The 25,209-nt window shown below is 35.3% G+C and carries 25 protein-coding genes and 2 pseudogenes; 25 read left to right on the top strand and 2 right to left on the bottom strand.

Going from position 1 to position 25,209, the window contains the following annotated elements; translation table 11 throughout:
- Positions 1-35: 35 nt before the first annotated feature.
- Positions 36-1,439, top strand: coding sequence for a hypothetical protein (locus Trichorick_RS07480; RefSeq protein WP_323739049.1), 1,404 nt, complete (start codon positions 36-38; stop codon positions 1,437-1,439).
- Positions 1,436-3,685: a tetratricopeptide repeat protein gene (locus tag Trichorick_RS07485; protein WP_323739050.1), complete on the top strand. Its 2,250-nt coding sequence runs from the start codon at positions 1,436-1,438 to the stop codon at positions 3,683-3,685. Before Trichorick_RS07480 ends, Trichorick_RS07485 begins: the two co-directional genes overlap by 4 nt.
- Here the strand turns inward: Trichorick_RS07485 and Trichorick_RS07490 are convergent.
- Positions 3,682-4,101, bottom strand: a complete 420-nt coding sequence (locus Trichorick_RS07490; RefSeq protein ID WP_323739051.1) for a helix-turn-helix domain-containing protein — start codon at positions 4,099-4,101, stop codon at positions 3,682-3,684. The genes Trichorick_RS07485 and Trichorick_RS07490 overlap by 4 nt on opposite strands.
- Positions 4,102-4,345: 244 nt before the next feature.
- Between Trichorick_RS07490 and Trichorick_RS07495 the strand changes: the two genes are divergently transcribed.
- The 16 genes and pseudogenes from Trichorick_RS07495 (at position 4,346) to Trichorick_RS07570 (ending at position 18,642) form a co-directional block, all read left to right on the top strand.
- Complete coding sequence (locus tag Trichorick_RS07495) at positions 4,346-4,600, top strand: hypothetical protein (protein ID WP_323739052.1); 255 nt, start codon at positions 4,346-4,348, stop codon at positions 4,598-4,600.
- A gap of 237 nt (positions 4,601-4,837) precedes the next feature.
- Complete coding sequence (locus tag Trichorick_RS07500) at positions 4,838-5,170, top strand: hypothetical protein (protein WP_323739053.1); 333 nt, start codon at positions 4,838-4,840, stop codon at positions 5,168-5,170.
- A gap of 9 nt (positions 5,171-5,179) precedes the next feature.
- On the top strand, positions 5,180-5,452 hold the full coding sequence (locus Trichorick_RS07505) for a hypothetical protein (protein ID WP_323739054.1): 273 nt from the start codon (positions 5,180-5,182) through the stop codon (positions 5,450-5,452).
- A gap of 10 nt (positions 5,453-5,462) precedes the next feature.
- A complete protein-coding gene (locus Trichorick_RS07510) occupies positions 5,463-6,089 on the top strand; it encodes a TraE/TraK family type IV conjugative transfer system protein (protein ID WP_323739055.1) in 627 nt (208 codons plus the stop codon).
- 2 nt (positions 6,090-6,091) lie between these two features.
- Positions 6,092-6,793: a TraK domain-containing protein gene (locus tag Trichorick_RS07515; protein ID WP_323739056.1), complete on the top strand. Its 702-nt coding sequence runs from the start codon at positions 6,092-6,094 to the stop codon at positions 6,791-6,793.
- A complete protein-coding gene (locus Trichorick_RS07520) occupies positions 6,793-8,058 on the top strand; it encodes a TraB/VirB10 family protein (protein WP_323739057.1) in 1,266 nt (421 codons plus the stop codon). Before Trichorick_RS07515 ends, Trichorick_RS07520 begins: the two co-directional genes overlap by 1 nt.
- Positions 8,055-8,384 (top strand): hypothetical protein, encoded by a 330-nt coding sequence (locus Trichorick_RS07525; protein WP_323739058.1) that lies wholly within the window; start codon positions 8,055-8,057, stop codon positions 8,382-8,384. Before Trichorick_RS07520 ends, Trichorick_RS07525 begins: the two co-directional genes overlap by 4 nt.
- Positions 8,385-8,398: 14 nt before the next feature.
- Entirely contained in the window at positions 8,399-10,894 is a 2,496-nt protein-coding gene (locus Trichorick_RS07530; RefSeq protein WP_323739059.1) for a TraC family protein, read from the top strand.
- Positions 10,881-11,249, top strand: a complete 369-nt coding sequence (locus Trichorick_RS07535) for a hypothetical protein (protein ID WP_323739060.1) — start codon at positions 10,881-10,883, stop codon at positions 11,247-11,249. The genes Trichorick_RS07530 and Trichorick_RS07535 overlap by 14 nt, the downstream gene beginning before the upstream one ends.
- A 10-nt stretch (positions 11,250-11,259) precedes the next feature.
- The gene (locus Trichorick_RS07540) at positions 11,260-11,928 is read left to right on the top strand and encodes a conjugal transfer protein TraW (RefSeq protein ID WP_323739061.1); all 669 of its coding nucleotides are present in this window, start codon (positions 11,260-11,262) and stop codon (positions 11,926-11,928) included.
- Between the two features lie 29 nt (positions 11,929-11,957).
- A complete protein-coding gene (gene traU, locus Trichorick_RS07545; protein WP_323739062.1) occupies positions 11,958-13,004 on the top strand; it encodes a conjugal transfer pilus assembly protein TraU in 1,047 nt (348 codons plus the stop codon).
- Positions 13,004-13,558, top strand: coding sequence for a type-F conjugative transfer system pilin assembly protein TrbC (gene trbC / locus Trichorick_RS07550; protein WP_323739063.1), 555 nt, complete (start codon positions 13,004-13,006; stop codon positions 13,556-13,558). Before traU ends, trbC begins: the two co-directional genes overlap by 1 nt.
- Positions 13,559-14,172: 614 nt before the next feature.
- A complete protein-coding gene (locus tag Trichorick_RS07555) occupies positions 14,173-15,489 on the top strand; it encodes a reverse transcriptase domain-containing protein (protein WP_323739010.1) in 1,317 nt (438 codons plus the stop codon).
- 108 nt (positions 15,490-15,597) lie between these two features.
- A pseudogene (locus Trichorick_RS07560) lies at positions 15,598-16,585 on the top strand (IS110 family RNA-guided transposase).
- A gap of 513 nt (positions 16,586-17,098) precedes the next feature.
- Complete coding sequence (locus Trichorick_RS07565; RefSeq protein WP_323739064.1) at positions 17,099-17,374, top strand: HU family DNA-binding protein; 276 nt, start codon at positions 17,099-17,101, stop codon at positions 17,372-17,374.
- A gap of 17 nt (positions 17,375-17,391) precedes the next feature.
- On the top strand, positions 17,392-18,642 hold the full coding sequence (locus tag Trichorick_RS07570) for a Y-family DNA polymerase (RefSeq protein WP_323739065.1): 1,251 nt from the start codon (positions 17,392-17,394) through the stop codon (positions 18,640-18,642).
- Between the two features lie 18 nt (positions 18,643-18,660).
- Here Trichorick_RS07570 and tmk read toward each other — a convergent pair.
- Positions 18,661-19,323: pseudogene (gene tmk / locus Trichorick_RS07575) on the bottom strand (dTMP kinase).
- A 300-nt stretch (positions 19,324-19,623) separates the two neighbouring features.
- On the opposite strand from tmk, the gene Trichorick_RS07580 reads away from it, so the two are divergent.
- The 7 genes from Trichorick_RS07580 to Trichorick_RS07610 form a co-directional block, all read left to right on the top strand.
- A complete protein-coding gene (locus tag Trichorick_RS07580) occupies positions 19,624-20,586 on the top strand; it encodes an Rpn family recombination-promoting nuclease/putative transposase (RefSeq protein WP_323739066.1) in 963 nt (320 codons plus the stop codon).
- Between the two features lie 9 nt (positions 20,587-20,595).
- The gene (locus Trichorick_RS07585; protein WP_323739067.1) at positions 20,596-21,033 is read left to right on the top strand and encodes a Dps family protein; all 438 of its coding nucleotides are present in this window, start codon (positions 20,596-20,598) and stop codon (positions 21,031-21,033) included.
- Between the two features lie 646 nt (positions 21,034-21,679).
- The gene (locus Trichorick_RS07590; RefSeq protein WP_323739068.1) at positions 21,680-22,813 is read left to right on the top strand and encodes an RNA ligase RtcB family protein; all 1,134 of its coding nucleotides are present in this window, start codon (positions 21,680-21,682) and stop codon (positions 22,811-22,813) included.
- Positions 22,810-23,463: a peptide chain release factor H gene (gene prfH, locus Trichorick_RS07595; RefSeq protein WP_323739069.1), complete on the top strand. Its 654-nt coding sequence runs from the start codon at positions 22,810-22,812 to the stop codon at positions 23,461-23,463. Before Trichorick_RS07590 ends, prfH begins: the two co-directional genes overlap by 4 nt.
- Positions 23,450-23,953 carry an SF0329 family protein gene (locus tag Trichorick_RS07600; protein ID WP_323739070.1) on the top strand — a complete coding sequence of 168 codons (504 nt, stop codon included), beginning with the start codon at positions 23,450-23,452 and terminating at the stop codon, positions 23,951-23,953. The genes prfH and Trichorick_RS07600 overlap by 14 nt, the downstream gene beginning before the upstream one ends.
- A 28-nt stretch (positions 23,954-23,981) precedes the next feature.
- Positions 23,982-24,788, top strand: a complete 807-nt coding sequence (locus Trichorick_RS07605) for a DUF2310 family Zn-ribbon-containing protein (RefSeq protein WP_323739071.1) — start codon at positions 23,982-23,984, stop codon at positions 24,786-24,788.
- A gap of 201 nt (positions 24,789-24,989) precedes the next feature.
- A partial coding sequence (locus Trichorick_RS07610; RefSeq protein WP_323739072.1) for a PD-(D/E)XK nuclease family transposase occupies positions 24,990-25,209 on the top strand: 220 nt, incomplete at its 3' end.

Raw genomic sequence — 25,209 nt, forward strand, 5'->3', positions numbered from 1 at the left:
TATTATAAAATGCAAGGGATTTTTATAATTGATTTATGCAAGAACGAAGTTTGTCGTATCTAGATAGGTTAAAACACAATGTATATAAAATACTTGCTTTTATCGTTATTATTTATGGTGCTTGTATAATGCTTTTATATCAATCTTATCAAGATAAGGCCGAGATAAAAAAGGCAGAAATTTTACAGGATTACTATAATAAAATAGTAAAAGTTAGCGCGAATAAAATCAATTCCTTAATAGGACAATTATCAGGCAATCTTCAAAGTCAAAATATTTCAATCAACACTAACGCCAATGATCTTGAGATATGTAGTGATAAATGCATCAATTACAATCTTTTTCGTTTTGGAGCGTTGATAGATCAATATATACCTGAGTTCATTTACTACAAAATAGAATTAAATAAAAAATTTCTTTATTCAAATATTAAAATCCAGAATTATCAAATAGAAAAAATCTACCATCTTAATGACCGTAATCAGTTTAGTATTAGCCTTGCAATTGATAAATTATACTGGAATAAAGTAGAAGCAGATATTAAAAAACCACTTTGGATAGTAACTTTATTTGCTCTAGTTAATATTTTGATATTATATGTTTTGTCTAAGATTTTGTTTAAGAGCTTTAATAAAGAATATACGTTACAGTATCAAAACAAATATAAAGAAGAATTAGATCAACTTAAATTTAATCACGGTGAAGAATTAAAAGGATGTAAGGATTCCTTAATGAATAAAATTTGGAATCTTAATTTTAACAAACAAAAAGATTTAGAAATTAATTGTTTACTTGCTTTGGAAGCTAATAAACTAGCTTTAGTTGATGATGATTGTGATAGTCAGGAGAATGCGATCAAGGATTGCAGGTTAAAAAATTCCGGTGATAAAATACCTTGCTCTATAATCTTGTATCAAGAAAATAAAATAGAGGAAATTAATGTTGCGCAATTAATTGACTTATTTAATGATAGATTTAATCAGGAAGACGAAAATATATCGGTAAAAATCACAAGCAAAGTAAAAGAGGTTTATTTTGCTTCTAAAGCTTCGTTACACCAAATTATTTATAGCTTAATTAGTTACTTAATTTTTGTAATAAATAAGCAATCGCCTATCGCTAAACATAGTATCAGATTAGTTATCGATAATATAGAAAGAGTTATACGACTACGTTTTGAGTATGACGGTTTTCCTATCACCAAAGAAAAAGAACTGTTAAAAATGTCGAATTATTTTTTTAAGACACATGCTAATCCTTTTTTGTTGAATATAAATCAAGTCTTTAACATACTCAGAATTAACGGATTTGACTGTAATCTAAGTTATGATGAGTTTAACATTATAGAGATTTTGCAAACAAAACAGAAAAATAATCAGCAAATGACAGCAGAAAATAATGTAATTTTTCTATCATCTTTTACCGAGAAGAAGAAATGATTAAATTCCTAGTAACAATAATATTACTAATTATGCATAATAATTCATTTGCTAACGGACAAATATCTAATTTGATTATACCGGTTAGTTATTTTGTGGATCATGTTAAACAACTTAACTCTCTTAATAGTAGTTTAAGCAAATATAGAAAAGTAAGTATAGTCGGTACTAGCGGTATAGGTAAAACTCAACTTGTCAGAATATACGCCTATGAAAACAAAGAGAAATATAATTTGATATGGTTTGTTGATTGTAATCTTAATTTAAACCAAGAATTTGTAAAACTGGCTAAACAGCTTAATAAGAATAGTAAAGCTAATATATCGGAAGACGCTGAGCTAGCTAAAAAAGAAGTAATGGATTACTTATCTCATCAAGATAAGTGGTTACTAGTATTTGATAATCTAAAGATTAATGAAAATAAAAAAGTTCAAGATATAATGGATTGGGAGAATAACGGAAATGTAATATTTTGCTCACAAGATAGTGAAATATTACCTCATCCTATAGAAATGACTACTTTTAACAACGAAGATGCAATTATCTTGGCTAGCAATTTACTAGAAAGTAAAGATAAAGATGATGTTGATTTTTTAGCAAAAGCTTTTAGCGGTTATCCTGTACTCATAGTTCAAGGAGCGCAATTATTAAATAAAATTAAAGGATTAAATAAAGAAGAGTATAAAAAGAAAATTTATCAATCGGCAGATAAGATCAAATTAAATATTACGTTAGCTATTAAAGAATTAAAACCTAGTGCCGTTAAATTATTGGGAAAAATCGCTTTGATCAATAATCAAAGATTTTCAAAACAATTGCTAGGGCTAGTTACCGATGATCCTAGCACTATTGAAGATGATATTTATCAATTATCTAAATTTATGTTGATTGTTAATGTAAACGCTAATGAGGATAATCCTATTTTTGAGATGCACGACATAATAGCGCAAAAAATATTAGAAATAAATCAGGAAAATAATAAAGCATTATTAGAAGATATTGTTTTAAAAATCAATAGTTCTACTAAAGGAGCAGGAACTCAAAACGGACATATTTTAAGAACGGAAAGCACTATCCCCGAAAATTTAGAAATTATTTTAAGAAATGCAGAAAAATATAAAATTGATATATATTCCGTAATGGAATTAAGAAAAAATCTTTTAGTAGTGTATGTAAACACGCAAAACAAATATGGTTGCGAGCAATTTATAGACTGGTTTGAAGAACAAGAAAAAAATAGCAAATTTAATTTACTTCTCATGAGCAAAGCTCATAAGGGAAATTATGCGGCCTATTTAGGTTTAATAGGAGTTTATAATCAGGTTATTCTAGCTCACTTCGAAGTAGCGATAGGGTATTTTACTAGAGCATTAGAAATACTTGATGGATTAAACGAACGTATTAATTTAAAATATAATCTTACTTCTCATGTAGCAGAGACACAATCTTTATTAGGAAATATTGAATCAGCAAAAGTTGCTATTGATAAAATGGAAAAATTACTTAGTCAAGGTGTAGATGAAGCAGATATAGCGGTATTATATTATGCTAAATCAGTGATGTATCTCATGCAAGGTAAATATATAGAAGCTCTCGAACATTCCGATAAAGATAAAGAGTGCTCAATAAAGTATGGATTGTCACCTAATGATTTATTTATGACCGTAACTTATATGTTAAGAACCGAAGCGCTTAATTGGTTAGGTAAATATCATGAAGCATATACGCAAGCTCAACAATTATATGAAATGCATAAGCCGGTAAAAAGAGAAGACCACGAGGTATTCGGTCGTATTTATACACAAATGGCAAGAAGTGAGTTGGGGCTAGGAGAGACAGATAAAGCTCTAAATCATGTTACAAAAGCTACAGCAATATTTTTAGCCGATGAGCGGAGGAATCCAAAAGAAGCTGATTACTCTGAAGATACTGACTTAGCCGCTAGTTATGTGGTACAAGGCGATATTCTCTTTGCAAAAGATAATCTTAAACAGGCAATAGAATCTTATAAAAAAGCTCAAGTCATATATTTTTATTTATATAGAGACAGAAGTAAGAATGTCGCTCATGTGAGCTATTTATATACACAAGGAGCTAAAGCGGCTTGTAAAGCAAAGGACTTGTATAATTATAAAATATTCGGTAAGCCGCAAGTTAAAGAATTTGGTATAGACCATCCTAATACTATTGCTATGTTTAAATATTGCAAGCAGTATGATATGGATTTGTGGGCTAAAGAAAACTAAGATTTATTATGTTTATCCACGATCCAATTAATAAATCTGTCATCAATATACGGTGGATTAATTTTAACGGAATACTGATATATTTCTTTGATTAGAGCATTTAATTTATCAATCGTAAAACTTAACTCTTTATCTATAATAATATTAATAGTAGCAGACGTCACCTCACTAAATATCTTCATTTGATCTTTATTTAAACCGTCAATATTCATTTCTTCATCAGACAAGATAAATTCTAAAGAAACATCTAAAGCCTTAGCAATAGCGCGCAGAGTATTAGCGGTAGGATTTTTTGATGCACCTGTCAAAATACTATTAATAGTGTTTTTATTTAATCCCGTTGTTTTTTCAATATCTGAAATAGTCACATTTTTTTGGGTCATTAACTCTGAAAGCTTTAACTGTAAACTGGCCATATATAACTTAATTTAAGATTAGTTTAGTAGCCACATATTACATCACCTCATTTAAAAATCAATCCACAAACTCATTTTTAAACATCGCTGCTATATAATTATATTTAGTAAGTTATAACGTATATTATATAGATAAAAATAGTTCTTTACAAGTAATTTATATTTAGTTACTATAGCACAACTTATTATATAGTACAAATATCCACTTTATATAAATAGGTTTTATTATTTAGAGGTAATTATTGTGAACCATGCAACGAGCGAGATCAAAGAATCCCTAAGTCTTATATTAAACAAGCTGGAGGCTATAGATTCTAAGCTAGAACAACAAGAAGAAGATATTAAGGCATACATCGAGCAGAGTTCTGCAAGTTTAGAGTCAAATGATTTGCTAATAGCGGGGCTAAAATCTACTAGAACCTCTTTCGAGTTATTGCGAGATGAAATCGATGAGCTGCATCAACTAACCGTAGCTCTATTTAAAGGGGAGCGAGAATGAAAGCAAACCTGTTTTTTATCGTTCTAGCGGTAGTGTTTATGGTTTTCTATTTTTTATTTCTTTATCGAATGGAAAAACACTCTGACCCGCCTGTTATAAATTCCGAGCTTAGTTAAGGAGTGATTAACCCTAAAACACCGCTCATTAGACCAAAGAATATAGATATCCGTGTGTAAATGTTGAGTATCTGAAAGAAAAAATCGGTAAGTAATTAAACTTAAATATAAGAGAGTAACAATGACAAAACTACAAACACGGACAAAACCATCTAGGTTTTTAACAAGAAATCTCGGACTTGCTTTATATATCGGCACTATTTGCATAGTCGGCTTTATTGCACCAGCACAAGCAGATTGGTTTAAAGTTGCAGATATTAAAGCAAATTTGATAGTGCCGATATATACGTTAGTTAATGAAAATTTGGGCTTTATCGCTTTTGCAGTCGGCGGTGCTACTACTTTTTTAGTAAGAGGTCAGGATATGTATCAAAAAGGCATAGCTTTCGGTGTCGGTGCTTTAGGTACTGCTGCTGCGGTAAAGCTGGCGCAAACGGTTTTACATTTAGGTTAGGTTTGTCTTATGCAAACAAGAATTTGGCAACCGCTGCGGGCGGAAGTAAAAATTTACGGCATGCCCCTGCTCGGAGTTATTTGCGGACTGGTCGGCTGCCTTGTGTCAATGATGTTTTTCGGCTTTATGTGGAGCGTAGGCGGGGCTATTCCAGGCTATTTTGTTGGTGATTTTTTATCCAAGGCATTACATGACGGTAAGGCGCAGCGTTTAATACATTGGTATTTCCCGAAATTATCAAAAACACAATTACCTAGCTCGTCAGTGAAGAATTTTTTTTAAAGGAACATAAATGGAAGTCAATACTGAAGATCGGTTGCAAAACATTAGCATAATACGCCAGCGCAACTTTTTTGCCGGCTGCACCTTACTTGCCGTAATTAGCAATTTTCTGTTGGTTGCCAAAATATCTAGTACCACCGAGCGTATTATCATGGTGCCAGGTATTACTAAAGATTTGGCGGTTGAAGGGTCAATCGTTTCACAAAGTTACCTAGAAGAAACCGCATTACTTTTTGCCTCTGCACTGCTTGATTTAACCGCCGATACTATTTCCCTCAAGAAAAATATTATCCTAAAAAATACAAGTACAAGATCCGAACAAAGCCTTAAATCGTTGCAAAGCTATTTTGCCGGTAGAGAAGACGAGCATAAGAAATTCGGCTTATCAACGTTCTTTGCGCCGAAACAAATTCAGGTAGATGCTAAAAACCTACAGGTCGTTATAGAGGGCTTGCTGACTAGTACTTTCGGCAAGAGGGGTTTTGAGCAAAACACGCTTAAATATTTGCTGTCTTTTGACTATGTAGGCGGCCATTTAAAATTAAAGGAATTTACCCAAGTTAAACCGAAAGCCAAAGAGAGCAATGATAAGAATAAAGACGAAGAACAAGATAAATCAACGGAAGCTGGTGTTTGAATATGGATAAAGCTACGCATAAAATATTAAAACAAATAATATACTCCGGTCTTTTTCTCTATGCACATATTGCAAGCGGTGAAACTTATCAAGCTCAACCTAATGAGCCGCTACAGATAAAAATATCTAAATCCGGTTTAAACCGTATATCTAATCCGCCTTATAAAATCACGCAAGTGACGGGAGATGATAGTAAATTTCGTCTTAAATACGATGAGGACGGCACGAATATATATTTTATGCCGCTTATCACGATCGGTGAAAACGTAGAAATTAGCATCAGAAATAATGCCGGCATCACTCAGGATTTAGAGCTACAAGTATCGGATATAAAAGGAAAATCGATTATTATAGACGGCAAAACCAACTTGAAATTAGAGCGTATAGAGAAAAGCGATATAGCAGAGATGCTAAGGGCAATGAAAGATAATGTGCAAGGTAAGTTTTACGTACAAAACACCAAACAACAAAAACTTAAGAGTATCGGCATCTTGAAAGTGGAGCAGAGCAAGATTTATAAATATAAAAATCTGGCCGGCGGAGTATTTGAAATTACAAATCCGACTAAAAATCCGATTACCTTAGATGTATCTATTTTTGCAAGGAGCTTTGACAACGTCAAAAGCTTCTATCCAAACTTATCGACTATTGAACCATCGACAACAATAACCGTACTGGTAGTACAGAAAGTGGCGGGGAAATAATGGGAGATTTAAAAAAATACTTTGAAAACTTACTGGAAAAAATAAACGGCTATTTTATCGGTACGGACAAACCTCTAAGTAAAAAAGAAATCACTTTAAAAAAATGGTTTAACTTAGGATTAGTGGCGGTTCTAGTAATAATTAGCTTTATCGTATTGTTATTATTTATAGCGTCAAACGATAAACCTAAAAACGGTTTAGATGACGGAAATATTACCGATGATAGCATTATTGCCGCAAAACATACAAAGATAGAGCTTGGAACGGACGCAACTAAGGCGGACATTAAATGGCAGAACTTCCTCGAGGAATCGATTGAAACGGAAGGTAAAACAAGGCAGCAGCAAATTGAATTATTGAAAAACGCCGTTGCTAAAAGCCAAGAAGCTAGCAAGGAAGAAGTAAATACTGAGCTTGATGAGCTAAAATCACGTCTTTCTTATGCTTTAAACGAGATAGATCGTTTAAAAGTAGATAATCAGAATATTCAGCAGGATATAGCTTCGCTTACCCCTGAAAACGGTAACGAGAGGTTAGCGGCAGAGCTTGGCATAACCGCAATAAATACCAAACTCGTTACCAAACCGCCGGTATCTTCCTTTAATTATATTCCGGCAACAAGCTATGTCAGCGGTCATTTGCTAGGGGGTATTGCTGTTTCTACTTCGGTCAATTCTGCCACCTCACCGATACCCGTAATAATCAAACTAACCAGTAGAGGCAATCTACCTAAAGATTTTGCCGTTGATATAGCTAATTGCCGACTACTTGCGAGTTCTTACGGCGATATATCATCGGAGAGGGCGATTATCAGAGCCGAAGAGCTTGTTTGCGAGGATAAAGAGGCCTGTCTTATTATTAGTACGAAAGTATCGGGTGTTATATACGGAGATGACGGAGCAAACGGCATTCGCGGTTCTGTAGTTTCGATGTCCGACAAACATTTAAAAAATGCCGTTATAGGCGGCGTGCTTAGCGGATTTAGCAATACCGCTAAGGGACAAAACGGACTTGAGATTACTGCTCTCGGCGCAGTTAGTACTAAAAAGCAGGGCATGAAGGATGTGGCGAAAGACGGTCTACTTAGCGGCACAAGCTCTGCTGCCGAAAAATTAGCGGATTACCATATTAGGTTAGCCGAGAATATCTCTCCCGTCATTTTAGTACCGGGCGGTACAAAAGTAGACGTAGTCTTTACTAAGTCGGTTGAGATCGGCTCAGTTGATATTGAGGAAGTAATTAATGCGGAGAGGACGGGGCAATGAGTATAACAAAAAGATTAGGCCAAACAATGATAATGCTAATGGCTAGCTTGAGTATTGCATCTTGTTCAACCTATCCCGCTAAGTTCAAGTGCGGTGATGCTAGAGGACTCGGCTGCACTATGCTGCATGAGGTTGACAAGCAAATTGATTCGGGACAAATCGAGGAGGCTTATAAAGATAAAAATAAGGATAAAAAATGTCGCGGTAAAACTTGCTCTTCAAGGAATGCTAACGAGATTCTTAAGCTAAAACAGCAAGATAGAGCGGTTAACTACCAAGACGAACCGGAGGAGAGTTTAGACGATGACCACAATTTACATTTTTAAGCGAGTAAAAATAAATGAAAAATCTTTATGAGGATTTTGCAAATAAAGCGGCTAGCATAATCGGTTTTGAGCGAACCGATTGCGAGACTTTTGAGCGATCAAAGAAGGCATTATTTGAAAATAATCTAAACGGGGCTGAAAGCTTAAAAGATTATTTAAGTTACAGATATTTTGATCCAAAAACCGAGAGCTTTTTGCTAGCAAACTCTGCGGCAGGTTTTTTATTAGAGATTTGTCCATTAGTCGGTGTTAACGATTCGGTGGTAAAAAACCTTAATCAGTTTTTTGCTAAAGAGCTACCTGCCGGCGGCTTTTTGCAGTTTTTCTTGTTGGCAAGCTCCGATATTGAGGATTTTTTGAGGTTTTGGGGTAACGGGCGCACCGCTCCTGATCCTATCTTGCAAAGAATGACCAAGGAGAGACAAGAATATTTGCGCAAGAAGGCCGCGGATTTCTATAGTAGCGGTAAGCGTTTACCGAGAGTCTTTAAGCTCTTTGTGTCCTATAGCACTATTTACAGAAATTGCAATGAAGCGTCGTTGGCGGATTTGCAAAACTTTCGCAAAACATTAATGAGTAAACTCGGTAGTTTAAAATTGCAACCGAGAATCGGTAATACTGAAACTTTAATCAGAATTTGCAGGGAAATACTTGAGTTTGAACCCGGCATACGTGCGAACTACAAATCTACCGCGCCGCTGGATTTAATTAATAATCAATGTTTGTCTAGCGGCAATTATTACCAGAGCAAAAAACGTAGCTTTGTTAATACTAAGACCGATGTTGCCCACCGAGCATTTAGCGTTACAGGTATGCCTACATTCTGGTCATTATTACAAAACATTAATTTACTAGGTAATTCTGAAAAATCTCCGCTGCCGGCAAGGTTTTTAATTAGTTATACGATTAGCAACGACCACAAAAGTAAAAAAGCTTTTACGGCTCGTGGAAAAAGAATAATAGACGCGGCAGAGCGTCCTTACGCTCGCCATGACAAGGCTCTTCATGCCGAAGCCTCAGAGTGGAGGGAGATTATCAGACGTTTAGCCACCGAAGATAACATCTTAAGTGATTCATGGATTTTAGTTGCAAGCGCAAAAGAGGATAATATAGACGATGTATGTGCAGAAATCATTACTCAATATAATGGGCAAGACTTTTACTTAAGCAGTTTAGATTATTTTCATTTAGAGGCAATACTCGGGGTTTTACCTATGCACGCGGCTAATTTCTGGTCGGAACTGAAGCTTAAAAAATTGGTACAACCGGTATTGTCGTCAGAGGTAGTAGCAAAACTGCCGATCCACGCAGAATGGTACGGCGTGCCGTTATCGGGAGTACCTTTTATCGGTAGGCGCGGTCAATTATTTAACTGGAATCCCTACCATAGAATAGGAGCGGGTAATTTCAACATTAACGTAGTCGGGCCAAGCGGGGTCGGTAAATCGGTATTCTTGCAATGTCTTGCCGATACGATGCTTGCAGCTAATACCAGAATGTTCATTCTTGATATCGGAGCTAGCTATGCACCGCTTGCTAAGCTACTCGGCGGTGAGATTATAGAGTTTGGAGTATTATCTAGTTTTACCATTAATCCTTTTGTCGGTCTAAAGCCTAATATGATTGAGACCGAGTTTAACCAATTAGTAGTCTGCGCTAAGGAGTTACTTAGCATTATGTGCGGAGCGGAAGGTGAATTTGAAACGGCGAGTTTAGAAAAAGCTCTTAAAGATGCGGTAATCTCGAGCAACTTTAAACTAGACTTGCAAGGTTTTGTTGCTTTTTTAAAAGAATCTAAATCGGAATTATTAGAGCAATTTGCAACTAGTCTATTTTCTTACACTAGAGAGGGAGTATTCGGTAAATATTTCTCAGGCGAGAAACCTGCCAACTTTAATAAATCTATTACTATTTTTGAGTTTGAGCATGTTAAAGATCAACCAAAGCTCATAGCTATCATCCTGCAGACGCTGCTGATGCAAATAACCAGTCAATTCTTAACCGGTGATAGATCACAGAAATTCATGATTATCGTTGATGAAGCATGGATGCTACTAGAGCATTGCGCCGGGTTCTTAGCGGCTATTGCTAGAAACTTACGGCGTTACGGCGGAAGCTTAGTTGTTTGTACCCAGTGTTTTGCCGACTTGCAAACTGCCGGAGAGACTCAGAATAATAATAATCACCGCAGAGCTATTTTTGAAAATAGTGCTTGGAAAATAATATTGCCGCCTAATTCTCTTGCCGATTTTGAATTGCACTCTGAATTTAAAGAAAAAGTACCGCTACTTAAGTCCTTATTATTCGAGAACGGAAAATATTCTGAAATGCTACTCTCTTCATCGGGAATTGACGTTGTCGGTAGGTTAATATTAGACCCCTTTAGTGCGGCGGTATTTTCAACGGAAAGCAATGACTTTAACTTTTTGAACAATCAAGAAGCTGCCGGCATACCTATGGAACAAGCAATTGACAATTTGATTAAGGCAAAAGCTAATGCAAAAAAATAGAAAAATAATGTTATTGATATTCATCTCTTTTATCGCGCTGCTAAGCATATTCTTTTTTGTCGGTAGCAGATATGCCGTTAAAAACATGCAAGTTCTGTATATCTCGCAAGCAGAGATACTGAATATCGAGAAGGCAAGAATTGCAAATAATCCCGCTAGCGACAAGCAATTATTTTTGGGTAAACCGGAAATGGCTATTAAATATATAGAACAGGCGCAAAACCGGATGAGTAAAGAAGGTGGTTTAGTATTACTTACCGATAGTAAAATATACGGCCGCAACGTGCGTTCTATTTCAAAAGAAGTACATGAGGAGATTATTAAGAATTTAAAGCAATCGCTAGAAAGAAAATGAAGATAGAAACATGATAAAAAATAATCGGTTAATAATTTTATGCACGGTGATTCTAGTAACGTTGCAGGCTTTTGCAAAAGATCTCGGTACAAAGGGTCATACTTATCAAATAATTGAGCAACCGTTTTTACGAATGATAGATGAAAGATTGCAGAAAGTTGATATGAAAAAAGAGCAAGAAAAAATGACCGCTATTGTTAAAGATCGAGCTCTCAATCCTAGAGCGGTTGAAGGGTTGCTACCCGCGTTTAGCAGCAGAGTTTTTTATTTCGACCCTACCTATACACTAGAAGAGGATGCGGTTTTACCTTGCGGGAGAATATTACACAAGGCAGGTACAAAAGTAAATCCTTTAGAACATATGGATTTAAATAGGAGATTATTTTTTATCGATAGCAGAGAACTTGCTCAAATAAAATGGCTAAAAGCGCAATTAGCCGCAAGTAATCTCGACATAAGTAACAACCTAGCCGATCAAAAAGAACCGATAGAAGATAGAATTATTTTAGTGGCAGGGAGTGTATTTAAACTAAAGGACGAGCTTGGTACCCGGCATGAAGATAAGGTCTATTTTGACCAAAACGGAGAGCTGACACACAAATTCGACATTAAAGCAAGTCCGGCGATAGTGCAGCAAAAGGGATTAAGGCTTAAGATAGAAGAAATTAAATTATTCTAAACGGTTATGAGGTTAAGTAATAGTAAAAAATGAAACAAACCCGGCTACAAGACTTATACCGATATGTAATAGTATTAATAATATCTATTATTATACAGACATCAGTATTTGGCAGTGTATCCTGTCAGAGCAGATTCGTCAATCCTATTACGGACATTTGTTGGTCATGTTTACTGCCGATTTCTATCGGTCAGATGATTAAAGTAGGCGGCGGTATGTCGCCGGTTAAAAGAGACACTAAGAATCCTGTCTCTCCCCTCTGTGCTTGTAGTAAAGGCGGTCAACCTATTCCTATTCCCGGTATTAGCCTAGGTTTTTGGGAGCCGGCGAGGATGATAGATGTTACTAGGAGCAAATATTGCATGGTAGGTCTCGGTATTGACCTTGGTTCGGATAATGTGACCGGCATGGGTACTTACAACAGATCACACGGCGATAGAATGGCGCATAATAGCTTCTATCATCTGCATTATTACGTGTATCCCCTTATATATTGGCTAGAATTAATCACCGATCTTATTTGCTTAGAGCAAGCAACTTTTGATGTAGCTTATTTGTCTGAGTTAGACCCTATGTGGAATGACGAAAAGCTACAGACATTACTAAATCCTGAAGCCTTTTTGTTCGGCAATCCTCTAGCGCAAGCGGCGTGCGTACTTGACTGCGTAGCAGCAACGGTAGATATGCCTAGAGACGAGCTTTTTTGGTGCAGCGGTTGCTGGGGTAATATTTATCCTTTTTCAGGAGCTAATGCCGATCATGTCGGCGGAGTTCAAAACTCTAGTCTACTTACTGCTAGAATATTAGCAAAAATGCACCGCGTCGGGCTAGCTAAAAGCACCAGTACAACGGATGCCAGTATTAACGGCAAAATCTGTAAGAAACAAACCGCTCTTAAAATTAAGAAAAGCCAGTACAAATTACAGATGGTCTATCCGAAATCTACAAAAGGAGTAATCGGTTGTTGGCCTCTGGGTTTATCGGATATGGCCTATAGTTCTTTCAGGGAATACCCTTGGGACGGTCAGGATTGGAGTTATGTAATATGGAGGAAACGAAATTGTTGCGCCTTTTGATGTTAATATATTGCACTTTGATTGCAAATACTACTTTGGCCGAAGAATCTGATCTTGATTGGGCAAAAGGCATTGCCGAGCGTGATTATAAAATGGTCATGGAAAACTTTAAGAATAGTATGGGAGATAAAGATTTTGATCAAGATTTAAGGGAATCGGTATTAAAACCAAGACCGCTATTACAAATATTCGTATCTAGCTCAATGTCAAGGGAGTCGCTTAAATCCTACGTCAGAGAAGCGTATCGTTATAACGGAGTGCTAGTCTTTCGTGGCTTGCAGCAGGGGAGTTTTCGCAAGCTCATCGATTTAGTGATGGATATATCCGATGAACAATACCCGGTAGCAATGCAAATAGATGATGAAGCGTTCGCTCAGTTTGGTATTAAAGCAGTTCCGGCGATAGTGCTTACAGTTCCGGCTTCGATGTTTTCAGAGCAAACGGCTAGAGAGAAGTTTGATAAAGTAACCGGTCACATTACGATCAAAGCCGCTTTAGAAACATTTGCCGCTCAAGGCGATTTAGCTGCAAATGCAAAGGAGCGGCTCAAATAATGGTATGGACCTATCATGTATACGGAATCAATAACAGATGTTATAGTTCCAGAATATGAAATAAATCATATACAAAAAAGGAGACCCATATGACAGAGATTACTACCACAATAGGTATAGATATAGCAAAAAGAATTTTTCGTGCGCCACGAAGCGTAAATAAACTAGCTGAGGAAGGAACAGTCATAGAAGTGCCGACCTAGCACACTATATATCGAGTCTTGGGTTAGTTTTGGTAACAAAACTAACTAAGCGTAGACAGAAATATTATAGGCCGTAAGCCGAAGGGCTGAAGTTATTGAGCCTCGTTAACTTTAATTTATAAGATCGCAGACTGAGTGAAAAATCAGGAATGCAACATCACAAGCAACGTAAATAGGCAGTTGTAGTGGAGGTCTTCGGGGTCTAAGAGCATGGCATGTAATAAAAGTTTATTTAGGAACGTGGGAGATCCTGTATTTCCTGCTTGAAACGGCAGTATTAGCTGACAAGTATAATAGCAAGGAAGCTGAAAAGAAATACAGGAAGTCAGATCGGGCATAGTACCTAAGAAGTCGAGTAATGTCGATGGAGGAAAGGCCCGTGGGTAAAATCGATCTCTAAAAGGAAATGTTATGATAACAACAGATTATCAAATAATAACAGAAACAAAATTGAAGAGAATAGCATGGTTGTCTTCACAGGATAAAGGCAAGAGCTTTAACAATCTCATGCATTTGTTCAATGAAGATGCACTTACAGTCTGCTATCACGAGCTAGATGCAAATAAAGCCGTGGGAGTAGATAGAGTGAATAAGGCTAAGTACGGATCGAAGCTCACAGAAAATATCAAAGAATTAGTTAATAAACTAAAGAATATGATTTATATACCAGGTAACGTTCTGGAAGTGAAAATACCAAAAGAAGGCAAGCCAGGTAAATACCGTACTTTAGGAATTAGCAATTTTGAAGATAAGATTTGTCAGAAAATGATGCAGAAAACACTTGAAAGTATTTATGAACCAATATTCTTAAAATGTTCTTATGGATTCAGAGTAGGAATGGGGTGTCATGATGCTTTGAGAGCACTTAGGCAACATCTTGATAAAAATGAAGTTGAGAACGTACTGGATATAGACTTAGCCAATTTCTTTGGTACCATTGATAGAAGCATATTAACGAAAATGTTGCAAGAAAAGATTCACGATAAGAAGCTGATAAGATACATAGTCCGCATGTTTAAAGCAGGAATATTATCTGAAGGAGAGCTGACTATTCAAGAAGAAGGGATAGTACAAGGTAGTTGTGCTAGTCCAATACTTGCAAACGTCTTCGCCCATTATGTTCTGGATCAATGGTTTGAGGAAGTAGTAAAGCAGCATTGCAAAGGAACTGTAACACTGTTTCGTTATGGGGACGATGCGGTCATGTGTTGTAGGTATAAGGAGGACGCAAATAGAATTAAAACAGCTTTAGCAAAGCGCCTCGAGAAATATAACCTTAAACTTAATGAGGAAAAGACCAAGTTGGTAAGATTTTCGAAGAAAGGGTTAAGTCAAGGTGCAAAGCAAGAAGCATTTGATTTTCTGGGTTTTACCTTCTACCTTGGCAAGTCTAGGAAAGGTAACATAATACCTAAGGTAAAGAGTTGCGGTAAACGGATAAGTACTAAACTAAAGAGAGTTAAGGACTGGTGTAAAGACATTAGAAACAGTAATAAACTAACTGTTATATGGCAGAGCTTTTGCAGCAAGTTAAGAGGGCATATCCAGTATTATGGTGTAAGTTTTAACTATAAAGCGGTAAGAGTTTTTGTATATCAAGCAGTTAGAATATTATTCAAATGGCTAAATCGTCGCAGTCAGAGAAAATCATTTACTTGGGATAAGTTTAAGCTGTTTACCGAGCGTAACCCGTTACCAAAAGTAAAAATATACCATCAAATCTTATAAAAGATAAAGACTATGTGAAGGATGATATCTTGAGCCCATTGCCTTAATAGGGCATGATGTGGTTCTAAATGGGGGGCGGCATAGGAAACTAGTCGCTCTACCAGCTAAATACATGGAGTCAACGAATATGGTAAAACTGTACTTAGGAAAAGGTTGATAAGAGATCAAGTATTAATCTTTTTATCCAATTTACCTAAATGTCTAATAGGCTTGGAAGCTTGCGGTAGTTCTAATTATTGGGCTAGAGAAATAACAAAATTAGGTCACGAGGTAAAATTAATTGCTCCACAATTTGTCAAGCCATATATAAAAACAAACAAAAATGATGCAGCAGATGCAGAGGCTATTTGTGAAGCGGTATCAAGACCAAACATGAGATTTATTCCAGTAAAATCCGGGGATCAGCAAGATATTTTATCTATACATAGAGTAAGACAGAGATTAATGAAGAATCGTACAGCACTTAGCAATGAAATTAGATGATTATTACTTGAGTTTGGGTTTATTATTCCACAGGGAATAAATAAAGTTATACCTGAGTTAAATAAAATCTTAGACAGTCAAACATTAAGCGCCATAGGTCATGAAACGTTTAATGACCTAAAGGATGAGTTTTTAGATAATGATATTAAGATTCAAAAGATAGAAAAAAGGTTAAAAATACTGGTAAATCAATGTAATCTTTATCAGAAATTACAAACAATACCAGGCATAGGATTCATAACAGGCAGCGTACTAATAGCTTCAATTGGAAATGCTAGTTATTTTAAAAATGCAAGAGTTATCTGCTTGGTTAGGATTAGTACCACAGCAAAATTCTAGCGGAGGTAAAGAAAGGTTACTCGGGATTAGCAAAAGAGGTGACGTATATATACGTATGCTATTAATTCAAGGAGCAAGGTCTTTACTTAATGCTAAATTAAGATACCAAGATAATGGAAAGAAATTGAGTAGGTTTAGTGAATGGATTTTTAAACTATTAGAAAAAAAGAATCAAAATATTACTGTTGTAGCTATAGCGAACAAATTAGCCAGAATAGTTTTTGCAATACTGACTACTGGTAAGGAATATAATGAACAAAGAGTATGTACTTAAAATTTAAAATCAAGAGTTAAAGAGGTAATAATTTAGAAATTCCAACCTTGGAATATGCGAGAAATATAAAATATTGATGGTAAATTAAGACAAACCTTAAACCTGCAATAAAACTGACCAGGAACATGGCTCTTAGAAGCCGTTGATTTGATAGAGATTAGTTTGTAGGTTGCGAGTTCCATCAGGACCATGGCAAATATTGAAGTTTAAAAGTTCATAGGTCGTATACATGACTGCATTTGCTTAGTTGCTAATCATATTTTTTCTTGCATTATCGGGTAGATCCATACATGTTCCTGGGGCAGTATTAATAGCAAGCAAGGTGGTTACAAAATAACTTTTTGTAATAACCAGATAGAAGTAGATGCTACTTTAAATGCTATAATTAAACGCCGAAAGACTCGAGGCTATCAAAATTATGGATAGATTTATAATATTCCTCTTGACCTAAGCTTTAACTTCATAGATAAAATGCTCTCGATGTTTAACTGTTAATTATTATTAAGGATATCTATGAACAAGGCAGAGCTAATTGATTATATTGCAAATAGACAAGATTGTACCAAAGTTGAAGCTGAAAGAATAATCAATGTTTTTACAGACGCTATAACCGGCGCTTTAAGCGAAGGACAGGAAGTTGCATTGACCGGGTTTGGTAATTTTTATGTTGCTGAAGTTGCAGCAAGAGAAGGACGTAATCCTAGCACCGGTTTGCCATTATCTATTCCGGCTTATAAACAGCCAAAGTTCAAAACCGGCAAGAAATTAAAAGATGCTTGTAACCTTTAATAGTTCGGTAAAATGAGGTGGCATTCATATTGGACAAGGCGTTGAAACTAAGCTGGCTCTACCTTGATCTTAATAGCTACTTCGCTACTATTGAACAGCAGTTAAATCCAGAATTACGTAACAAACCTATCGTTGTATTACCGGTGATGACCGATGCTACTTGCGCCATTGCAGCAAGTTATGAAGCCAAGGCCAAAGGAATTCGTACCGGCACTAAAATCTATGAAGCAAAAAGGCTTTGTCCGGAACTAATTTGTGTAGAAGCTAGTCATACAAAATATATAGATTATCATCATCGTATTCTTAACGAAGTTGAAAAGCTGCTCCACATTGATCACGTATTTTCAATTGATGAGTGTGCATGCAAACTTACCGGCGACCTTACTAAGGAAGCTAATGCCTTGGCTATCGCGCAAAAAATAAAAGATGCTATTCGATTAAATGTCGGCGACTATATTGATTGCTCTATCGGCATTGCGCCGAACCGCTTTCTGGCCAAAGTTGCCACTGATATGCAAAAGCCGGATGGGCTGGTAGTTATTAATCCGGTCGACCTTCCTCACAAGCTTTACTCACTGAAGTTACGTGATATTCCCGGTATTGGGCATAAGGTATTTCAGCGATTGGCAGCTTCTAATATAAACTCTATCGAAGCATTATATGCAGCAGACAAAAGACAACTACGAGCAATATGGGGTAGTATTGCCGGTGAAAAATGCTGGTACCTATTACGGGGCGTAGATTTTCCTCATCTTGAAAGCGAACAAAGAAGTATTAGCCATAGTAAAATACTAAGCCCAGAAGGCCGCACACCACAGCTAGCTCGTGAAGTTGCACTTAAACTATTACTCCAAGCCACTCAACGTCTAAGATCTGACCGGTTGTTTGCTACAGGTCTTGGTATATATTTCTCTACTTTGGAAAGAAAAAGCTTCAAAGAATATTGTCGTATTCCAGCTTCCAACGATAGCACTTTGTTTAGCAGGCTCATGTTGGCTAAATGGGATCAAATGATTAGTAATAACTCTGTAGTTGCAATAAGAAAAATTGTTATCGTATTATCAGGATTAAGCAAAGAACCAGCGCAACTTAGTTTTGACGATATGTTTAGTAATCAAGCCCAACTAAAAAAGCAAGAACGCTTACACCAAGGTATGGATTTACTTAACAAAAAATATGGTAAATCTTTAGTTAACACCGGTGTTCTGGCAGATAAAGACCGTAATCCTGAGAAGATTGTTTTTGGCTATATCCCCGAGAAGAAATAACCATGCTAAACACCCAAGTTATAAGATAATGATTGTAATACCTGCTTGATGTACTTCATGCGAGTTTAGATGGTTGGCGTTGATTTTCACTATTCTCTCTGGGAATTGTTTAGCTAAAGCATGAAAACCTCGAGAAACCTGCTGGTGAAACTCTAGATTCTTGGCTTCAAATTTATTACCGTCATTACGGATTAAAGCTCGGCGCAATGCTACTTAAGCTTTTATATCAATGAAAAAGGTAAGATCAGGCAACAGACTTGATATTAGTTGTTGGTGTAGTTGATATATTTTATCCGCGCTTATGTCTTGAACAAGGCCTTGATAGCAAGCTGTGGAATCCACAAAGCGATCACAAATTACCCAATAACCATCTTGTAATTTGGGCAATATTAATTTGTTCACATGTTCAAATCTAGCGGCCATTACCAGCATTAATTCTGACATTGGACGTAACTCCTGATTAACAACGATATTTCTGATAGCTTCCGCAGTGTCAACTCCACCAATCTCACGAGTTAGTATTACTTTGATGTTACGAGATTCCAGGTAATCAAAAAGCATTTGACATTGAGTAGATTTCCCACATCCCTCACCTCCTTCAAAACTGATAAACTTTGCCTTGCTATTATCATACAATTTGCTATTGCTAGTTTGTTTTTTAAGATCTTTTGTTATAGTCATTTCAACCTCTTGGTTATTGAGTTTACTGGAGTTCTACTAGCCTGCCCTTAAGAAAGCACAGCTTTCTTCTTGAGATGCAAAAGCGGAGCTTAAATAAACTTGTCAAGCCGCAGGCGTAGGCAATTACTAGTCGACACGACTAAGTAATTCGCCTTGACTAGTTTTTTAAGTTCTGCTAGCTACACTTTATAAAATGAAAAAAGGTGAGATGGTAGCTAAAGAGATCTTATTCTCTGGCGTTTAAGAGTTTGGTAAGATATAATTATTATGATATATTAGTGATATTACCCAAGTTTTATTATGTCTGTTAACAAACCAAAACATGACCAATTATTCCGCAAGAGCCTAGAGAATCCGATAGTCGCCTATGAACTGCTGCAAGCTCATTTGCCTCAAGAAGTGCTGGCAATTATAGATACAAGCACTCTTAAATTAGAGAAAGAAAGTTTTGTAGAACCTGATCTTAGCACGAGTATTGCCGATGTTTTGTTTTCGGTTAAATTTCATGATAATGACGGTTATATCTATCTTTTGCTTGAGCATCAGAGTACCCCTGAGCATTTTATGGCGTTTCGTTTATTTAAATATATGGTCAATATTTGCGATCGGTATAGACTTGAGAATCAAAAGACAGAGAACTTACCGATAATATATCCGCTGATCATTTATAACGGCACTAAGAGTTATAATGCACCTCGTAATTTATGGGACTTGTTTAATAACCGAATTCTTGCCAAGAAGTTTTGGACGGAAGACCACAAAATTGTCAATGTTCACGATATTCCAGATGAAGAGTTTAAAACCAGAATATGGTCAGGGATTCTAGAATTTTTTCTCAAACACAGACATGAAAAACAATTGCTTAAAAAGTGGCAAGAAATTGCCGATATACTACCTGAGTTAACAAAGATTAGCATCGGTTATGATTATATAAAGCTGATTTTACACTACACTTTGCCGTCTATTGATAAAAATGATAAAATCGAGTTAGAGAAAATGTTAATTAATACTTTAAATCAAGAAAAAGGAGCAGAACTTATGACTAGTCTAGCACAAGCATGGAAAGAGGAAGGTATAGAGATCGGTATCTTAGACGGCATTAGAATAGGCAAGCAGGACGGTATTAAATTGGGCGAAGCTAGAGGCGAAGAAAAAAAAGCCTTAGTTATTGCTAAAAACCTACTTAAAGCCGGATTAACGATTGATCTAATTGCTGAGTCTACCGGCTTATCCCCCCAAGAAATTATGAAACTTAAAGACTAAGAAGGTATTATGACTGATGAAGCTGTAGTAGAAGTGCTTAAGATCGTACTTGCTGATAATTATGCTCTGTATTTAAAAACTCAAAACTATCACTGGAATGTTGAGGGCTCAAATTTTAGAGAACTTCATTTATTATTCGAAGAGCAGTACATTGATCTTGCAAAAGCTATTGATACGGTGGCTGAACTCATTAGGGGCTTAGGTAAGAAAGCACCGGCTACGTTTGAAGCTTATATAAAAAATACTTCTATTAAATCCGGGGATGAAAATATCTCTGCACAGCAGATGATTGAAGAATTAGCGGCTGATCAGACAGTAATACAAAAAACTTTACAACAAGCACTTGAAATAGCTCAAAAGGCAGGAGATGAGGTGGTAGCTGATTTTATGATCGAGCGCTTAACATTTCACCGTAAAGCCGCATGGATGTTAAACAGCAGCATATAATATCATTTCTACGTATTAATGTCATTATGAGTATGCCTCACGTAGACTGGCACTATCTGGTCTATTTCAAGGATTTTTATAATCTATAATAGACCGTTATTATAGGACTGCTTATAATAGACTATTTATCGATCTAGAGGTTTATGATGAACCGGTACCATCAAGTTGTTTAGAACAGTTAAACGATTATTAACCATCGTTTAACTGTTCTAAACAACTTGACGGTACCGAGAGGATTATAAATAATGAATAGCTCCAAGTTGAATTTCGTAGAAATACCGACACAAATAAATTAGATGCTTTTACCATAAAATTAGGCATTGATTTGACAAACAAACCTCTATATGTTACAATCAGCAAAAGCCTCTTAAATAAGGAGCACAACATGCAAAAAATCACATCAAAATACGATAGTTGTTTAGTTATTTTTAACTGAGATAAGATTGAACATATTTCCGTAAATGTGTTCGGCTTTTGCGAGTTACTTTTGCTTTAAAGACATTTCATTTACTAAGCACTTATTATACTGTTTTAGTTCTTATATCTCATTTGTTTACTAGACTTAGTCTAAAATACAAATCACGCTTCGTATTTATTTTCAGAATATTCCCTCTAAAAATATAAATAGTTAAAATAATTTTGGATTATGACTAATTTGAATAATTTTGACCATGCTACGGTCAGAATAATTGCTTCGTCAAAAACATGGATAGAAAGCGAAGCGGTATCTCAACTTAAAAATGTTGCAAAAAAAGAAGGAATATGCGTTGCCGTCGGTTTACCAGATTTACATCCCGGCAATGGTATCCCCGTTGGAGCGGCTTTTCTAAGTAAAGATATAATATACCCGCATCTAATCGGTAGTGATATAGGTTGTGGAATAGGTTTGTGGCAGACAGATATTCTAACTCACAAAGCAAAACCTGATAAATGGATAAAGCTTTTACATGGGTTAGAAATCGAATGGCAAGAAGGTAAAGATGAATGGTTAAATGCCGTTGGCGCTCAGTCAACTTTATTCGATAATTCTCTTGGTACAATTGGTCATGGAAACCATTTTGCAGAACTGCAAGAAATTGAAAAAATAATTGATCATCAATTATTTTCTGATTTAAAACTTGATAAAAGTTTTTTGATGCTTTTGGTACATTCAGGGTCAAGAAGACTTGGACAATATATATTTGATTCTTATCTCGATCAAAATAATGTCCAAGGTCTATTAGAAGGTACAGCAGCTTTAGAACAGTATCTTGCTTTACATGATAATGCAGTTAGATGGGCAAAAGCTAATCGCGCTCTAATATCATATCGCTTCCTAAATCTTATTAAAGCTAAAGGACAAAAAATTTTAGATGTTGAACACAATATTGTTAATTCTATCAATATAGATAAAGTACATTATTGGCTCCATAGAAAAGGCGCTGTTCCATCAAATTGTGGAGCAGTTGTTATACCTGGTTCTAGAGGGAGTTATAGTTATTTAGTACAACCGATCGGTAATCAGCTAGATAATTTATTTTCACTTGCTCATGGCGCAGGTCGTAAATGGAAACGTAGCGATGCTAGACAAAAATTCACTAAATATAAAAAAGAAGATTTAATCAAAACTGCACTTGGTGGTAGAGTAATTTGTGAAGATAAGAATTTACTTTTTGAAGAAGCGCCGGAAGCTTATAAAAAAATTGATTCAATTATCAAAGATTTAGTTGAATTTGGTCTTATAAAAATAATAGCAATATTAAAACCCATAATTACATATAAAGTGGGAAGACCTGAATGAGTAAAGAGCATTACATACAAATTACGTCTGGAAATGGTCCTGGAGAATGTGAATTACTAGTATTTAAACTAGTAGAGTTTATTACAAAAGATGCTGCAAATAAGGGAATTGTTGCAAAGATAATTGATTCAACTAATGGAGTCTTAAGAAATAGCTATAGTTCTGTAATAATGTCTTTTAAAGGAGAATACGCAAAATCATACATTCAAACTTGGCAAGGTACTATTTTATGGATTTGTAACAGTCCTCTTAGAAAAAATGTGAAGCGTAAAAATTGGTTTGCTGGAGTTAATATAATAGACTCTTTATCACTAGAATACGAGATTAAGCAATCTGATGTTAAATATGAAACGATGCGTGCAGGAGGACCGGGAGGACAACATGTTAACACAACAGATAGCGCTGTAAGAGCGATTCATATTCCAACTGGAATTAGAACAGTTGCAAGAGACGAAAGATCACAGCATGCAAATAAAGAATTGGCTTTAAAGAGGATTAGAATTTTGTTTAGTGCTAAAGTTACAAAATTAAATGAACTAAAGAAGGAAAATCATTGGAAAAATAATAAAACATTAGAAAGAGGAAATGCTAAACGTATCTTTGAAGGAATAAAATTTAAAACAAAGGTAAATACTAGTGCTATGGAGTAAACTAAAAAAACTTGTTGAAGCTAATTTTGTCGATTCTATGCAAAATAAAGTATCATTGCATAGCACAAGATATGGAAATTGCTCTTGTGGACATGCATGGATAATGTTTGATAAGAAAAAAATAGCCAATTTTTGTACCGTTGCTTATTTTAATTTTTATAGATTTCGTTCCACTCCAGAAAATTGGAAGAACTTCAAATCAACTCAAGTATATTTAAAACGAAATCTGAAATATAAAAATTACTTGTGTGATTATGGAGAAATCAACAGACAGGATTTTTATAAGAGCTGTTGGGAGTATATTCATGTATTAGATATAAAAAGCGCTTTAAGTAGCGGCAATATTATACTTGAAGCTCTGGCAATACTAGATAAGAAGATTGGTAAAAACAAATTGATGCGAATTGATCCAAATCAGTTACACTCATTGGCTGCTTTCTTACTTACTGAAAGAAAAAAAGCAGAGGCAAAAAGCAAGGAACAAATTTGAATATTCAAAACATAAAAAGAAATAAATTATGTCAAATATATACCTTGTTACAATATCATTTAACCTAAATAAGCAGCTCACTGCTGAGGAAAAAGATAGAGTATGGAGTTTGATGTGGCAGTTTGAAAGTTCGCTATATAAATACGGCAACACATTAAATCCTTCCGAATTTTTTTTAACAGAGACCGGTTTTATTAAATACGCCGCAATTCCAGATAAAAATGCTTTATCCGATAATAACATAACTCCGTACGGATTGGTTGCAAAAGAGCAATTGGAAAAAATGGGAGTAGTAATCAGCTATAATATTCTAGCTAAACATGTTACGGATAGCGATGAGATTATTATGGAACAAAATATCGATAATGCAGAATTTTTAATTCTATATCATTCAAATCTTCTAAGAGATTATGAATCACAGTTAATATTAAGAACCGATCAAGGAAAATATCTACCGACATATATGCTAAATAACAACGAGGATCCGCATCTTGCAGCAGATCTTACTTTTTGGATAGATGATTATGCAGCGGTTGATCGCCTTTGGATTTCTAGCTATAAGAAATTAGAACCTATTATGGCTAAGCAAAAAGCAAACTTGGATAGTGATATTTCTATAGAAGGACTAAAAATAAGACAAAGGATAGAGAATGTTTTAAGCAAGAAAGTGTTTTATCCATTGGCAGAATGGTTTAGAAAAGGGAAATACGCACGCTCTAATTATTCACAATGTCCTTCTTGTGGAGAACATTGGGATTTACAAGAGCCGTTTTTATATATTTTTAATTTTAAATGTAATAAATGTTTTTTATTAGGGTATGATTTAAGCGATTAGCTACTAACAAAAAAAATAAACATTTTGAGTATATCCAAAAAATACATCACTTAATGAACAGAATTCGGCAAAATAACTGTTCATTTTAAGTCTAATTTTCGTTAATATACAAAATATACATTTTTCCATCGAGTAAATGTTTTGTATATTAATTGCTCTAATTATATAATTAATTTCAATAATTAGTATATTGCATTTCAAATGACAGAAAGAATTTCTCCTAGAATAGATATAGCCTTCAAAAAAATCTTCGGTGTTGAAGAAAACAAGGATCTACTTATTTCTTTAATAAATTCAATCGTAGGAGCTGATGATCAAGTATCGGAAGTAACGTTACTTAATCCCTATAACCCGAAGAGCTTTAAAAAAGATAAATTATCTATACTAGATATAAAAGCAAAAGGAATAGAAGGTAAAAGAT

Origin of the sequence: Candidatus Trichorickettsia mobilis (assembly GCF_034366785.1) — a bacterium.
GTDB classification, from domain to species: Bacteria; Pseudomonadota; Alphaproteobacteria; order Rickettsiales; family Rickettsiaceae; genus Trichorickettsia; species Trichorickettsia mobilis_A.